The organism is Haloprofundus marisrubri (assembly GCF_001469955.1).
GTDB lineage: Archaea > Halobacteriota > Halobacteria > Halobacteriales > Haloferacaceae > Haloprofundus > Haloprofundus marisrubri.
Window position 1 is genome coordinate 1 of the sequence record NZ_LOPU01000038.1, and the last position, 15187, is coordinate 15187.

Below are 15187 nucleotides of genomic sequence, written 5' to 3' on the forward strand. Positions count from 1 at the left end.
TCTCGTTGGTTTCGACCCGTGCTGGCACAGATTCCCCTTTTGGCTCGACCATCGACAACCCGTGGGCTTCTGTCTTACCGACGTTACATACGCGACGTTGCTCGTGTCTCCCTATTCTCGAATTTAACCGTATCAGCCGAACTAGTCCCGAAGAACAAGCCGTTACATTCGCGGCGCAACCCCCTGTTTTGTCGGTAGACTTATCGGCGTCGCTTTGGAACGTTCGGCCATCCGATGGCCGACGAAAATCACTCCGAGACGGACCGCGACTCGCTCTTCCGGTACGAGGAGCCGATTTTCGCACGAGAGGAACTCCTCGATATTCGGCATATCCCCGGACCGGAGCGAATCGTCGGCCGCGATACTCACATGCAACGAGTTGCGAACGCAGTCAACCCCGCGATATTCGGTCGCCCGCCGAAGCATCTTCTCATCTACGGCAAGACCGGAACGGGAAAGTCGCTCGTCTCCCGCCACGTAACTGAACGACTGGCGGCCGAAGCGGCGAAAGACGAGGTCACGGTTCGGACCGCGTTCGTCGACTGCGGCGAAGAAAATACCGAGACATCGGCGGTAAAGACGATTGCGAGTCAGCTAAACGAACCCACCGAGACCGGCATCTCGGTTCCCGAACGTGGACTGGCGACGGGCGATTACTACAAACGGCTGTGGCGGATTCTCGATGCTCGATGTGACGTTGCGTTGATTCTGCTCGACGAAATCGACATGCTCGAAGACGACGAGATTCTCCGCAAACTCTCACGTGCGGGCGAGAACAACCGAGTGTCGCGCTGTAGTATCGGTGTCATCGGCATCAGCAACAAAATCGACTACCCGGACCAGTTGACAGAGCGTGTCAAAAGCAGTTTCCAACACGACGAAATCGTCTTCAAACCGTACACGGCCGACCAGTTGGGGGATATCCTCGACAACCGCTGTGACGCGTTCCGTCCCGGGGTTCTCGGCGACGACGTCATCCCACTGACCTCCGCGCTTGCTGCACAAGAACACGGTGACGCTCGAAAAGCGATAGATATCCTCCGAAACGCCGGCCGCATTGCGACCGAAGAGGAACTGACCGAGGTAGTCGTCGGCCACGTTCGAAAAGCGAAGGAACGTACAGAGGCGAACCGATTCAACGAAATCGTGGCCGGAACACCGGTACAGGGGAAAGCGATTCTCCTCGCTCTGGCGATGTTGACGCTCGTTTCCGACGAAACCGAATTTTCGACGAAACGAGTGTACGACACGTACACTTCCATCGTGAACGAAATCGGGATGGACCAACTCTCCGAGCGCCGAGTCAACGAAATCTTGCAGGAGCAGGCGTTCTTGAACGTCATCAACTCTACCCGTACGAGTCGTGGTCGGGGCCGCGGCGTGTACAGCACACACCGTCTGCTCGAAGATGCTGACATCGTAAGAAAAGTGATTACTGCCGACGACCGGTTCGACGAGTTCGATGGTGTTGGCGCGTAACGTCCTGCTTCTCCAGTCTGAGTCCCGTTCGGCTGTTCTCCCGACGAGTCTTACTGCGCGAGTAGACGGTAGGCGTTCAGGCAGATAATCGCGGTGAAGAAAAACACCGCCCACACTTCTGCCGCCAATGCGCTTACGAGCGGAACGCCGACAACCGCAGCGAGCGTCACGACGAGTCCGACCAACCCGAGAATCAACTCCTCGGACTGCCAGATGTCGCTGACCCCGGTCGGCTCGACGTATACGAGTACATCGTCGAGGTTCGGTCCCGGTGCGACTGTTCCGGTACTGCGGTTGTATTCGATGACGCCGTTCTCGGCCAACTTCGGAAGATGTGTCTGTTGGAGAGAGACATAGACACTCTTGTACACTTTCTCGGGTGCTGGTGTCTCCTCCGCTTCGGTGGCCGCAATCGTCCGAGCGACGTCGCCGATGGTCACCGACTCAACTTCGTCGGCCAGTAACGCCATCACCATTCGACGACGGTCGTTCTTCAGCAAATCGAACACGACATCCTCTCTGGCCGCCGGATTCGGCGTCTCGGCACGCCCCCCTTCGCCAACAGGACTCAGTTCCGCGAACATCACATCTTACCAAGTGTGTAGTCCGTATTCATTCTTATTCAGAAAATCCAGTAATATAGCGTTTAATGACTGTGAATACGACCGTTCTCGTGTCCCCGAAAACGAGTCGGACAGCCGAGCGTTACCCTCCAATAATCGACGAGTTGTTTTGCAACAGTGGTTCTCATCGTCTCTTACTCCGGTTTCTTCGCTTCGGTCCGAACTCCTCTCGTAGCCGAATAAGCTGCTGTTACCCCAGGTAACGCCGCACATAGCTATCACTGATACGCCCGTACGATTGGACAGTCGTCTCGGACGACGAAGAGCCGAGACCACCCCCCCATCATGGCTGCTACACGATACGTTCCCGGACTGCATCCGCACGCGCCGAAGCGCAACGTTCTCGTCTGTCTCTGGTATGCGTTCCTCCTCGTCTTGTTCTCGGGAGTTCTCCTGTAGGTTCGCCGGTCGATTTCGCCACGCCGGCCACGAGACCGACAGCGAATCGATTCGGCCGTACCACGTCTTTTCTCGCACAGCGGTCTCTACACTCTCCTGCACAGCCATCTCTATCTCTCGCCTCGCGTGCGCGCGCGAGTGTAGTGTCTGGGGCTACGCTACTCCGCTCGACTCGCTGTTTCGCTGCGCCGCGCCGTTTGGGGCGTCGGGCCCTCACCACCCCGTTCGTCGACCTGACAGCGGCACGTTCCCCGGTCGAGCAACTCCGAGAACGATAGCGACCGGTCACAGTCGCCGCAGACGATAGTCGTATCCACATATACGTCGAACGAGTCGAGCGCGACGATATCCGCCCGGGAAAGTCGTTCTATCGTCTCTTCGGTGACCAACCGCATCCGATTCTGTAGCGAGAGCACGGTTTTGTCCGCTTTTTCGACCCGAGACCCGGGGTCGGACGCTCGTTTCCGCGTCTCTCCGAGGCAGTCCCGAAGGTGTGTGTGCACGGTCTGGTGTGAGACGAAGTCGTTGCGAACTCGTTCGACGTTGACTCCGACCCGCTTGAGGTAGTTCTCGGTCTCGGCTCGCTGTCCAGCGCTCACGGACCCGTCGCTCAGACGTTCATAGAGGTGTGAAACGTCACCGTCCAGCACAGTCATCGGCGACTCGGTCACCACCGCCTCCAACACCCGTTCGTTGAAGAACGTCTCCAGGCGACGGAGACTGTACCGCTCGCCGCTCTCTCCGAGCCACTTCGAGACGAGAACTCCGTCTACTTGCCCCAAATCGTACCGTTCGGCAACTCGTTCGACCTTGCACCCGCAGCCACCTTCGGATTCGTCGGTGGTTCCCTGCTGCTGGTTCATGGTTGCTTGCCCTGTTTTCGATTGGTGAGTTAAACCTTTCGCCGAACGTGTAGTTCTCTATTTCTTTTGTTTCTCGAAATTCATCACACCGTCTGAAACCTCATGTCCCGTGATAACACGAACCGCTCTCGGATTACACAGATACCCGTGTAAAGAGCGACCGTTTCCGAAACCTGTCGCCGCTCGCGGACGGAAACCGACGCATACCAAAGGGTCGTCGTTCGGAACGAGTACACAATGAACGAGTCACCAACCGGACAGACTGTTCTCGTTACCGGCGGCGCAGGATTCATCGGCAGCCATCTGGTCGACGCTCTCGTCGAGGAGAACGACGTCCGGGTGCTGGACAACTTCTCCTCGGGGCAGCGCGACAATCTCCGTGACGAGGTTACCGTCTTCGAGGGGGACATCCGAGACGACGACCTACTCGCACGCGCCATCTCCGGTGCCGACTTGGTCTACCACACCGCGGCGCTGGTCAGCGTCGCAGCATCGGTAGAGAACCCACTTCGGAGCCACAGTACCAACGCCTCCGCCACTGTCTCGCTGCTCGAACACGCCCGAGCAGAGGACGCGAGGGTCGTTCTCTCGTCGAGTGCGGCTATCTACGGCCAACCGGAAGCCGTGCCCATCGACGAGTCGCACCCGAAGAGCCCCGAATCGCCGTACGGTGCGGACAAACTCGCACTCGACACGTACGCGCGACTCTACCACGACCTCTACGGTCTCGAGACGGTTGCACTCCGGTATTTCAACGTCTACGGCCCACGTCAGACCGCCGGCGACTACAGCGGTGTCATCAGTATCTTCCTCGACCAAGCGACGACGGACCAACCCATAACCGTCGAAGGTGACGGCGGACAGACCCGAGACTTCGTTCACGTCCGTGACGTCGTTCAGGCGAACTTGGCCGCGGGAACAACCGATGCAGTCGGACAGGCGTACAACGTCGGGACTGGTGACACGATTTCGATTAACGACCTCGCGGAAGCGATTCGGGACGCTGCGGATTCGTCGTCGGAGATTACCCACGTCGACGCACGTCCGGGCGATGTCAGAGACAGCAGAGCGGACATCTCCCGGATTCGAGACGCCCTCGGTTTCGACCCGACGGTGACGCTCTCGGAAGGTCTGTCCTCGCTGTGTGAGTGAGGCAAAAAGTCCGGTAATCCGTCCGACAACGGTTCCGTCTCCGACTCTCCAGCAACTTACTTGGCTTCGTCGTCCTTTACGGTCGTGTCTCTCGTCTACACATCAACGAGAGTGATAGACTCTCAGAGAGTTATTTTCGAGTGTTTGGAACGTGATAAAGGCTATATCCTCTGAAACAGTCTGTGCATAAGTAATCCGGAGACAGCGACGCCATCGCAGCCGACTGCGTCCGAATCTGGAGAAAAGTATGAGACAGGATATCAGCAGTATTCGAGTATGATTTCGGGCCGAGACATGGGTACGTATGCGAAACTGTTCGTGCTCTGCATCGTCTTGCTGAGCGTTGCGTGTGGTTCGGTCGCCGCCACCGACGAACCGGCAGCTCCCGTCTCCGATTCCTCCAGTGTTCTTGCCTCCACCACGGACCCGGCGGCCGACACTGTCTCTCCGTCTGCGAACCCGCTCTGGCAGTTCACCGTGACTGACTCGCTGTCGTACGCCAACGACGACTTCTCTGCCACCGACGTCCCGCGGGTTCTCGCTGACGTCGGAAGCAGACTCTTCACGACTATCTTCGGCGACTCGATGCTTCGAGAGAACACGACCAGTATCGCGCTGACGATGTTTTTGGGTAAACTGGACGGCGCGTCGACGACCACGCTCCAACGAACCGACGACATATCACTCGGCGGAGACGTGTACGCGGCACCGCCTATCGAGTGGATGAACCCGAGCTCGGACGAACGTCTCGCCGAAATCGACTACTTCGCGCTCATGTTGAGCCTCACGACGGTGCTCGTGAGTATCGGACTCGTCGCGTACCGTCGTCTCTCCGCGCCGCACGGAATCGAACGCGAAGTCGAACCTTCGCTTGCGGAACCGGAGTCGAAACCGACCGACGAGGAGCGTATTATGAAGCTACTCGAAACCCACGACGGGCAGATGAGACAGGTCGCCATCGTCGAAGAAGTCGAGTGGTCGAAGGCGAAAGTAAGCCGACTACTCTCGCAGTTAGACGACGAAGGAAAGATAACGAAACTCCGCCTCGGCCGCGAGAACCTCATCTGCACCCGCGGTTGCGAACCGGAGGCGTCTCGGTCACCCTTCGCGGCGGTTCAGGAGAACTGAGACCCTACCGTAGTAACTAGCGCCTAACCTGTTTCAGTGGACGAATAACAATCTCCCTAACTAGTCAATTCTCGGTAACGCCCGCATCTACGAGTGCGGGTGGGGAGTGATTATGAGTCTACAAACAGGAATCTACGTCACAACGCGCCGTCTGTGCCGGTCTCTGACCGGTCAGGCGTCGTCGAGACGCTTCACCGCGATTACCCTCGCAGTGGTGCTTCTCGTGAGTTCGATAGCCGGCCCCGTTGCCGCAGCGTCTCCGGACGCTGCCGACCAAGCCGCTATCGGAGATATCGGCCCGGCCGCGGCCGACGAGACACCGATAGAGTCGAACGAAACGTACAACGCCGCTGACGGTGTCGTCTTCTCGAGCATGGTGGAAACCGCCGACGGCGGCTTCCTCCTCGCCGGCTGGGTCGACAGTGGGAAAGACGACCTCGGCGACCAAGCGACCGTCGTCAAAGTCAACGCCGCGGGCGAGCGGCAGTGGACCAAACGATTCGGTGACGAGGGTACCGACCGACTGTTCGACATCATCGAGACCGACGACGGCTACCTCGCCGTCGGTCGGTCGAACGACGATTCGGGCTGGTCACAGGCGTGGGCAGTCGGCCTCTCCGACGACGGAACCGTCGAGTGGGAGGAACAGTACGGTGACGCTCGCGGTGACTCGTTCTGGTCTGTCAGCCGCGCGGGCGACACGTACCTCATGAGCGGTTGGACGCCGACCGACGGCAACGGTGCCGACGGCTACGTCGTCGCAACCGACGAAATGGGCGACGTCGCGTGGGAGTGGACCACCGGCGGTTCGGAAGACGAGTACATCCGAGATAGCGTCGTCACCGACGACGGCGTCGTGTTCGTCGGCGATTCCGAGACGTTCTCCGGCAACAGTGTCGGCTACGTGGCGAAACTCGGTACCGACGGCACGCTCGCTTGGGAACAGACCCACGAGAACGCAGGTACTGACGTGGAGTACCGCGCTGTCGCCGCCGGTGACGGCGAGTTCGCCATCGCCGGCGTCGACAACGGCCAGTCGACCGACAAACCCGACGGCCTGTTCGCGCGCTTCAGCGACACCGGTGAGTTCCGCAACAGTCGGACCTACGGTGACGACGGCTACGACATGCTGGAAGGTATCGCCCACACCGGCGACGGCTACATCCTCAGCGGCGGAAACCGCCTCTTCGCTTCTTGGGACCTCGACGGCTGGCTCGTCCGGACCGACGAGAAAGGCAACTCCGAGTGGAGAGAGCGTCTCGGAACGACCGACCGCGACGCGTTCTGGCCCGTCGTCGTCACCGACAACGGCTACGCTGCGGCCGGATTCACTGGCGACCAAGGCTGGTACGTCAGCGTCTCCCGACGCGTCGACGGCACCGTCTCTTCGGTGAACGGCACGTCGACGGTGACCTTCGGCGACGAACCGCTGCAACTCACCTACGACGAAGAAAAGAACGCGAGCAACGTCTCACCGTCGCTCACGCGTCGCCAGTTCCTCGACCAGTCGATGCCGGGTACTCCGATGTACGCGGCGAGCATCGACAGCGCTGCCGACGGTGAAAACTCCATGACGCAGGTCGTCGCCCGCTTTGACGAGGCGACACTGCAAGAGCGCAACATCACCGCGACGTCACTCCGATTGGGTTCGTACGTCGACGGTCAGTGGCAGTTTGCAAACAGCGAGACCACTGTCGAAAACGGAACGGTAGTCGTCCGCGCGATGCTTCCTTCGGCGGCTAACACCGTCTACGGTGTCTCGTCGCTCGAAGGACCGACCGCTACCGTCGACGGCGTCCCGCAAGGTGCGGTCGCACCCGGTGAAGCGGTGGAACTGAGCGCAGCCGCGTCGAACGGTGGGTCCGACGAGAACATCTCCGTCTCGTGGGCGTTCGCCGGTGGCGAGGCCGAGGGCGAGTCGACGACCGTTCAGTTCGACGAACCCGGCTACCACAACGTCACCGCGACGGTGACCAACGCGTACGGTCTCTCCGACGAACGGACCGTCTCCGTCGCTGTGAACGACCAGCCGAGCGTCACCGTCGACGCACCGGATACGTTGTCCGTCGGTGAATCTGCGCAACTCAGCGCAACGGTCACCAACGATATCGGCAACGCCACCGTCACGTGGCTCCTTCCGAGCGGCAACCAGACGGGTTCGACCGTCGAGTACACGCCGCAGTCTGCGACCGAGCAGTCCGTCGTCGTCGTCGTCCGCGACGAGTTCGGCGGCGAGACGAGACAGACGCTGGATATCTCGGTCGACGAGGTACAGAACCAACAGACCGAAACCGAGCAGGACACGTCCACGACGACGCCCGGATTCGGCACTGTCGTCGCGTTCGTATCGCTAGTGCTGTTCGCGGTGGCTCTCACGCGTCGAACGCGGCGCTGAGGTCTCACCCGCTGCCATTCTGACGAAGAGATAAGTCGATTGCAGACCTCTGTGCGGTATGGATTCGACTGCCCCCGGAGACGCTATCAAAGCCGACCAGTACCAGTACCAAGACGGGACGGTGGAAGTCGTTTTTGCGGTCTCCGACGGCCGAGTCCTCACACTCCGTGAGTACCCCGACGTTCCGACGTTCAACCGTGCGACCGAGGTCGCGGCGTACCGCGGTACCCACCAAGGGGTCGCAGAACTCCCGGACTTGCTGGAGTTCGAAGACCTCGACTTATAAAGAGAGTCAGCGGTACTGCTGGTAGACGCTGAGCACGATGATGAGCGTGAGGAAGATGACCGCCCACACCTCGACTGCGAGTGCGTCGAGCACCGGTACGCCGAGTTGTGCGCCGACAATAGTCAGTAGTCCGACGACGCTCACGACGAGATACACCGACCGCTGCATCGCTCCGAGTCCAGTCGACCCGTCGGTGTACACCTGAATCTCATTCATGCGACCGCCCGGCATAATGCGCTGGTCGTCCGCGTCGTACTGGATGATTCCCTGTTCTTCGAGTTTCGGAAGATGCGTCTGCCGAAGCGAGACGTAGACGCTCTTGTACAGCTTCTGGGCGTCTTCCTCGTTATCCGCCTCCTGTGCCGCGATTTGTTCTGCGAGTTCGGAGACAGCGATACTGCCTCCGCTCTCGGCTAATCCGTTGATAGTGGCCCGTCGGCGGTCATTGCCCAGAATATGGAATATCTCCGCCTCGTCCAGTTCTCCTTCCGTGTTTACCTCGCCCGTCATTCTCTCTAACGAGTTCATTATCCCTCTCTCTCACTCCTCGCGCGGCATTGTGTGACCCACTGTCCCAATTTCGTCTCAGTGTATTGCTTGTGTCTTCAGGCAGGTTTAATAGTTCGCACTGTCACGCTCGCTTTCAGTATCACATTTACAACTGAAATTCGGCGTTAAAATAACAGTGACAGAGCGAACAAACGCATCACTCCGTGTCCTTGACGAGTCCGAACAGGACGAGGTTCGTCCGGGTGTGCAACTGGTAGAGTGCCCCGCAGACGAGGAGGGAGAAGACGACGAAGATGGGAAGCAAGGCGTTGAGCGACCGGATGTACGGGACACCCAACAAGTTTCCGAGGAGGAAGGCGACGCCGACGCTCGCGGTGCTGAGATAGTAACTGTTCCAGGACATCCCCTCGATAGGGAACGAGTCGATGGAGAGTCGGAGCGATCCGTCGTTCGTTTCGCCGTGTTCTGTAGTCGTCTCCGCTCCGACGGTGACCGGAAGCGTTCCTCGCTCGAGCATCAGTCGAACGCTCTCACGGGCGACTGTCGTCTCCGTGTTGTCGAGCGGAAGCCGTCCGACGAGTCGCTCGGTAATCTCCGAAGTACCGCTGTCGTCGCTACACCCGCCTTGCCCGCTCGTCTCGTCGTCTGTAGAGCGGTTACCGGTGAGCGTAGACAGGAGTCCGGAGAGCCTCATAGTACACTGTCCACCGTCTGCACACCGTTATATATATTTTCTGGGCTTAGCTCACTGAATACGATGCCCGAAAACGTGGCTACTCACCCGTAGTTTAGCTGTTCATCCGCTGCTGCGGGATGTGTTCACCGGTCTGTCGCTCCCGAGACGTCGTGCATTCGAGACAACCGTGCACGTCGTCGATGTTGTCACCGAACACCCGCGCGAACTGTGGCGTCACGTGCCGACCGCAGTTGCTGCAGCGTGGACTCGTGTTCGATGCACCCCTTCCGTTCCAGTTCAGGTCTGCCATTGTTGGATTCTCCCTTGTGTTCGTTCCGCGTCGGCGGCGGCGTTCACCCCCGGCGGTCTGCTTTCTCCGTTTGCGGCCGTTCGTCGGCCGTAGCGCGGATTTCTCCGCCTTCGATTCTTCTGTGGGTGCAGAGACCTGATAAAAGACGAACACCGTTTGTCAAGGTTTATTCGAGTTCATGCAGAGTAGATGTACATTTCTCCGTGAATGAGGGTTACACCCCCCGAATCCGCAGACGCGTGTAACCATCCGGTAAGGTCCTTCGTTCCGTATCGTTCAACGGTTTCGAGGGCGTGATGAACGACGAAAGCGGTCCTTGATTCGAATTCACGGAGTGGTTACCGCCTATAGCCGATTTTTAACCTGCAAGTAATAATGTTACAGCCTCTTGGACATACATCCGTCTGAGTATATCGACTACAGGGGGAAACTGTACAGGTGACCGACACGACTCCACATCAACGGGCATTTCGGTGGCGAACGTCGACGTTCGCCGCCGCGGAACCGGCGGAACGTCGTCCGTCCGGTCCCGAGTCGACCCGCTTTCAGGCACCACCGTAATCAAACCCGATTCGCTACCGACACGCCTCCCGCGAGGGCTTATATGCCCTCCCGTGGGAGTAACGCCGACCCGGGTCACCCGACGTGTCAGAAGCGACTCAAATCCACGTCCACACATGCCAGAGAATATTACCGATACGAAACCCGACAGTCCGGTTGCGAGCGCAGCTCTCCTCGACGTACTGGGTGACGAGTGCTCACGCGCCATCCTCGCCGCCGCCGGCCGAGAGTCGATGACTGCAAAGGAGTTGACGAACTCCTGTGACGTCTCACCGGCGACAGTGTACCGGCGCATCAACACCCTCCTCGACCACGGATTGCTCGAGGAGTCAATAGAGTTCGGCGCGAACTCCGGACGACAGAAAGTGTACAAGACGACGTTCTCACACGTCGACATCGACCTCTCGGACGACGGGTTCGACGTCACATCGCACGACCAGAACGGCAGTTCCTACCATCTCATGCGTCTGCTCTCGGAGATGCCGTTCGAGCACGTCCGCACCAACACGGTCGACCGAGAGCTCACCGTCCAAATCGGTCTCACCGACGAGATGTTCGAGCAGTTCGTCGAGATTTGGGGCCAAAACTGCCAGTAACGCTGTTTTAGCGGTTTGGGTGGTAGAAGTCGGAGGGTACTGTTGTTTATGACATGGATAACAAATACCCAGTCTGTTGAACGGTCTATCAGAATGTACAGATGCACTATTTGAGTGGATTCCAACGAGACCTGCTGTACGTTATCAGCGGGTACGAAAGACCGTCGGGGCAGCAAGTGAAAGACGAACTCGAGCAGTACTACGACACCGAGATAAACCACGGACGACTGTACCCGAACCTGGACACGCTCGTCAACAAAGATCTCGTGGAGAAAGGCCAACTCGACCGGCGAACGAACTACTACGCGCTCACCGAACGCGGTGAAGAGGCGATGCGGAAACGCCGCGATTGGGAAGAGAACTACTTCTCATTCCAAGAGTGAGCCCCTGCAGGGGACCCCGGAGCCGAAGGTAACCGCGGCATAACAAAATCCGAAGCAAGCCTCTGTGCGGTTGACTAGTTACGAACTACGGACGAATTTGCGTGCACGACGGGCAATATGAAATCAGAAACTAAGACCTCAACACGGCTCTCTACGGAACAGTTGCTACCGACTGATATCTTCGCGGCGTTGCTGCTCGCTGGCGGAGGTGTACTCGCAGCGCTGTTCGTACCCCCGTCTCTCGGTTTGGTCCGACTCCTGCTCGGTCTCCCGCTGCTGCTGTTCCTTCCCGGATACGCACTGGTCGCAGCGCTGTTTCCGAACCGACCGGCCGACCGAACCAGCAGTTCGTGGTCGAACGTCCGTGAACCGCTCGTCCACGGTATCACCGGCGGCGAACGGTTGGCGCTCTCGTTCGGACTGAGTCTCGTCATCGCACCGATTCTCGTCCTCGGTCTCGGAGCGTCGGTCTGGGGAATCTCACTCCAGTCAGTTCTCGGCGCGTTCGGCCTCTTCGTGACGTTGTTCTCGCTCGTCGGCGTCGTCCGTCGCTACCGGCTCTCCGTCGAGGAACGGTACAACCCCTCGTTCACAGTCGGATACACTCGGTACCGACGCCGACTCTCGAACGGTGGGACCGCCATGACGGCAGTCAACGTACTGCTGGTACTCGGCGTCGTCGCTGCCGCGAGCAGTATGGCGTTCGCGCTCGCTGCGCCACCGGCCGGCGGACAGTTCACCAACTTCTCGCTTCTCAGCCAGGACGAGAACGGGACGTTCACCTCCGCAGGCTTTCCCTCGGACGTGACGCAAGGAACCGCGATTCCGATGGCGACGAGCATCGAGAACAAAGAGGGCCAACAGACGAACTACTCCGTCGTCGTCCAACTACAGCGGATGGACGGCCAGCAGGTAGTTGAGCGACAGGAACTTACTCGCTTCTCGCGTACGGTTGGGGACGGCAGTACGTGGCGACACAAGCACTCCATCGTCCCCTCGATGACCGGCGAAGACCTCAGAGTCCAGTATCTGATGTACGAAGGCGAACCGCCGGCCGACCCCCGCGCACAGAACGCCGACGACACCCTCCACATATGGATTACCGTAACCGAACCCTGAACACGCCCGTATCGACGACCTCTGACGCGTACACCGACTGTATCCCCCGTCGCTCGCTCGCGGCTTCCGCCTCGAGGTGTCGCTGACGTGTGGCCGTGGGAGCATCTCGCGTTCGGCTACATTCTGTACTCGGTCGGACACCGTATCGTCACCCGTCGAGGCGTGACGACTCCTGCAGCGCTCGCCGTGGCGTTCGCAACACAGCTGCCTGACCTCATCGACAAGCCGTTGGCGTGGACGTTCGAGATTCTGCCGAGTGGCGTCTCGCTGGCGCACTCGGCGTTCTTCGTTCCGCCAGCCACGCTGATGGCGTACCTCGTCGGTCGTTGGACAGGGTTTAGACGGCTCTGGATACCGTTTTTCATCGGCTACGTCTCACACCTCTTCGGTGACGGAATCTCGGACATCGCCTACGGCGGGAGTCCGTCGTTTTCGTTCCTGCTTTGGCCGCTGTACGAGACGTCCGCACCGTCGCGTGCTGGCCTCTTCAGCAACTTCTTCTACTACCTCGGCAACTACATGGAGACGCTCGCCAGCCCGGAGGGCTTCATATACGTGCTCATCGAGCTGACGCTTCTGGGGACGGCGTTTCTTCTCTGGCTGTGGGACGGCGCTCCCGGCCTTCCACGCTTCCGATTCAGTTCGTCGTCGCCGAACCGCGACCGGTAACACCGGTCACGCGCGCGTATACGCCGCGGAGTACCGTCTCGAGGCTGCCGAAGAACGGAAGCGGGTCGTCGACCGACATCACGTCGTACCCTGTTCGACTGACGCTATCGGTGAAGAACTCTCTCATCACCCGGGGTCGGTCGCTCGTTTTCGAGAGGCGTATGACGTCGCCGAGTAGCCACCGCATGCGAACGCCGGCAACGTACGTCAGTGTCGGCTCGGCGTCGCCGAAGCAAGCAGCCCGATACAGCAGGTAGGGAACGTCGACGCCGGCCCCGACAGTGAGTGCGAGACTGCCCCACAGACGCGGGTTCACCTCCATCAGCTTCGGTTCTCCAGTTCTAGCGTCGATACGGAACTCGACCATTGCGACACCGCGCCACTCGAGATGCTCCAGCAGACGTCTCGCCGTTTGCCGGAGTTCCGGGTCGTCGACGGTCTCTCGGTACGTACTCGCACCACCGTCGTCGTGGCTCGACCGCAAGCGATGCTGTATCGTCAGTCCGAGAAGCGTTCCCTCACAGCTGTACACCGTGTACACGCCGCGTTCACCACCGTCGGGGACGTACTCTTGGACGAGAGGAGTACCGGCAGGAGTACGGGCGGCCTCGAACGCCTCCTCGAACGTCGCTCGGTCTTCACAGACGTACACGCCGCTCCGCGAGGAGCCCTCCCGCGCCTTGACGACGAGCGGTCGACCGAGCGTCTCGACTGCTCGGTCGTACGACGGCGAATCGAGGAGCGTTCTCGGATGCGCCACGTTCGCCTCGCGGGCCGCTCGAATCGTCTCTGATTTGTCGAGGCAGATGAGCAACCGGTCTTCCGGAGGTAGTGGAACGACGGTGTACGGTTCGAACCGCGCTCGTGCTCTCGACACCGGTCGGACTGTCGTCTCCGCGACGGGGAGAACCATCCGATACTCGCCGTCACGTAGCTCTGCTTCGAGCCACGAGAGAAACGCTTCGGCGTCCTGTTCGGGTGCTGGATACCGCCGCGTCTCACGAGCGTACTTCGACAGCGACCCTGCGGACCGACGAACCGGACTGGCGGCAACGACGTCGACGCCGCGCCTGCCGAGACACCGAATCGCCGTTACTGCGTACCGGCAGTGAGCGTCGAGAACGAGTACCGTATCAGTCGCAGACGAGTGTTCGGATTTGCGGCGTCGGGTGCTTCGGAGTATCGAATTTCTGCGCTGCCCGCCGTCGGACAACGGTTTTCGGCCAACTGTCCTCACGACGCCACGCCTCAGGGGGTTATTGGTGCCCGTGGCGGCCGTTCGAGCGCGTATCGAGCGACGACGACGCCGACAACGGCAGCGCTCACCACCGCGAGAGTCCACGAAAGAGAGAGGCCATCGAATGGGGCGACGCTGAGCACCTGCAGCAGCAACAACCCGATTCCGCACACGCCCGCGAGGAGATAGCCGACGTGCCAAGGGTGTTTGCTCTCGGCCCCGTGGCCGAGATACTTCTCGACGTTGCTGCTCGGTTGCAACGAGATGACGTTCTCCGAACGGTCCCACTCGACGATACCTCGCTCTTCGAGCATCGGGAGATGGGTCTGATACAGCGAGATGTAGACGCGCCGGCGTTCCGCGCGAGCGAGTTCGCCGGGTTGTTTGTCGTTCTCGGTGGCCGCGACGTAATCGACGAGGGGACTCAGCTTCGAGGCACCGCCGTTGGCTCGAAGGTGACGGATGATGCCGAGCCGACGCTGGTTGCAGAGCGTGTCGAACAACTCACCCTGTGTGAGCCCACCGGACGGTGCGCTAGTCATCCCTCGCGTGAGGCCATGAGTTCACTCCGTCGACGGTCCGGCTTGGCTGGCAGTACATGTCTTATCCATCCACACTATCGCCACTTTACTATCCGCCGACTAACGGGAAGGTGGGCTGTCGTTGCCGTTCGCTGTAACGTGGTTGTCACTCCGTTCTATCGTATCGTCTGTAAATAATTTCGTACTGTTCTATACCGAAAAATGGTAAACTGGCTCATACTACTCCATCAGGCTGTGAATAACAAAGCTCCGATACCAA

Annotated in this window: 16 protein-coding genes; 9 read left to right on the forward strand and 7 right to left on the reverse strand. The window is 59.7% G+C overall.

Translation table 11 applies throughout. From position 1 onward, the window contains the following. The first annotated feature begins 234 nt into the window (after positions 1–234). Positions 235–1479 (forward strand): Cdc6/Cdc18 family protein, encoded by a 1245-nt coding sequence (locus AUR64_RS18450; protein WP_058583447.1) that lies wholly within the window; start codon positions 235–237, stop codon positions 1477–1479. Positions 1480–1529: 50 nt separating this feature from the next. On the opposite strand, the gene AUR64_RS18455 is transcribed toward AUR64_RS18450, so the two are convergent. After that, the gene (locus AUR64_RS18455; protein ID WP_071391324.1) at positions 1530–2063 is read right to left on the reverse strand and encodes a DUF7344 domain-containing protein; all 534 of its coding nucleotides are present in this window, start codon (positions 2061–2063) and stop codon (positions 1530–1532) included. A gap of 596 nt (positions 2064–2659) precedes the next feature. After that, entirely contained in the window at positions 2660–3364 is a 705-nt protein-coding gene (rdfA, locus tag AUR64_RS18460) for a rod-determining factor RdfA (RefSeq protein WP_058583448.1), read from the reverse strand. Positions 3365–3601: 237 nt separating this feature from the next. Here rdfA and AUR64_RS18465 point away from each other — a divergent pair, with 237 nt between their 5' ends. The 4 genes from AUR64_RS18465 to AUR64_RS18480 all read left to right on the forward strand — a co-directional run bounded on the left by AUR64_RS18465 (position 3602) and on the right by AUR64_RS18480 (position 8325). Further along, positions 3602–4516, forward strand: a complete 915-nt coding sequence (locus tag AUR64_RS18465; protein ID WP_058583449.1) for an NAD-dependent epimerase/dehydratase family protein — start codon at positions 3602–3604, stop codon at positions 4514–4516. 276 nt (positions 4517–4792) lie between these two features. Beyond that, entirely contained in the window at positions 4793–5644 is an 852-nt protein-coding gene (locus AUR64_RS21065; RefSeq protein ID WP_205628425.1) for a helix-turn-helix transcriptional regulator, read from the forward strand. Between the two features lie 112 nt (positions 5645–5756). Continuing rightward, positions 5757–8039: a PKD domain-containing protein gene (locus AUR64_RS18475; RefSeq protein WP_082230855.1), complete on the forward strand. Its 2283-nt coding sequence runs from the start codon at positions 5757–5759 to the stop codon at positions 8037–8039. A gap of 58 nt (positions 8040–8097) precedes the next feature. Next, a complete protein-coding gene (locus tag AUR64_RS18480; RefSeq protein ID WP_058583452.1) occupies positions 8098–8325 on the forward strand; it encodes a hypothetical protein in 228 nt (75 codons plus the stop codon). A 6-nt stretch (positions 8326–8331) separates the two neighbouring features. Here the strand turns inward: AUR64_RS18480 and AUR64_RS18485 are convergent, their stop codons facing one another. The 3 genes from AUR64_RS18485 to AUR64_RS20185 form a co-directional block, all read right to left on the reverse strand. Next, positions 8332–8853 (reverse strand): DUF7344 domain-containing protein, encoded by a 522-nt coding sequence (locus AUR64_RS18485; RefSeq protein ID WP_155120662.1) that lies wholly within the window; start codon positions 8851–8853, stop codon positions 8332–8334. Positions 8854–9031: 178 nt separating this feature from the next. Beyond that, the gene (locus AUR64_RS18490; protein WP_058583454.1) at positions 9032–9529 is read right to left on the reverse strand and encodes a hypothetical protein; all 498 of its coding nucleotides are present in this window, start codon (positions 9527–9529) and stop codon (positions 9032–9034) included. Positions 9530–9623: 94 nt separating this feature from the next. After that, positions 9624–9821, reverse strand: coding sequence for a DUF7563 family protein (locus tag AUR64_RS20185; protein ID WP_082230856.1), 198 nt, complete (start codon positions 9819–9821; stop codon positions 9624–9626). A gap of 677 nt (positions 9822–10498) precedes the next feature. Between AUR64_RS20185 and AUR64_RS18495 the strand changes: the two genes are divergently transcribed. The 4 genes from AUR64_RS18495 (at position 10499) to AUR64_RS18510 (ending at position 13149) form a co-directional block, all read left to right on the forward strand. Beyond that, positions 10499–10978 (forward strand): winged helix-turn-helix domain-containing protein, encoded by a 480-nt coding sequence (locus AUR64_RS18495; protein ID WP_058583455.1) that lies wholly within the window; start codon positions 10499–10501, stop codon positions 10976–10978. Positions 10979–11079: 101 nt separating this feature from the next. Further along, entirely contained in the window at positions 11080–11361 is a 282-nt protein-coding gene (locus AUR64_RS18500; protein ID WP_058583456.1) for a helix-turn-helix transcriptional regulator, read from the forward strand. Positions 11362–11478: 117 nt separating this feature from the next. Then, positions 11479–12480: a DUF1616 domain-containing protein gene (locus AUR64_RS18505; RefSeq protein WP_082230857.1), complete on the forward strand. Its 1002-nt coding sequence runs from the start codon at positions 11479–11481 to the stop codon at positions 12478–12480. Positions 12481–12567: 87 nt separating this feature from the next. Then, positions 12568–13149, forward strand: coding sequence for a metal-dependent hydrolase (locus AUR64_RS18510; protein ID WP_058583458.1), 582 nt, complete (start codon positions 12568–12570; stop codon positions 13147–13149). On the opposite strand, the gene AUR64_RS18515 is transcribed toward AUR64_RS18510, so the two are convergent. Beyond that, positions 13118–14386 (reverse strand): carboxylate--amine ligase, encoded by a 1269-nt coding sequence (locus AUR64_RS18515; protein ID WP_155120663.1) that lies wholly within the window; start codon positions 14384–14386, stop codon positions 13118–13120. The two genes, AUR64_RS18510 and AUR64_RS18515, sit on opposite strands and share 32 nt — an antisense overlap. Positions 14387–14397: 11 nt before the next feature. Then, positions 14398–14928, reverse strand: a complete 531-nt coding sequence (locus AUR64_RS18520; protein ID WP_058583460.1) for a DUF7344 domain-containing protein — start codon at positions 14926–14928, stop codon at positions 14398–14400. Positions 14929–15187 lie beyond the last annotated feature (259 nt).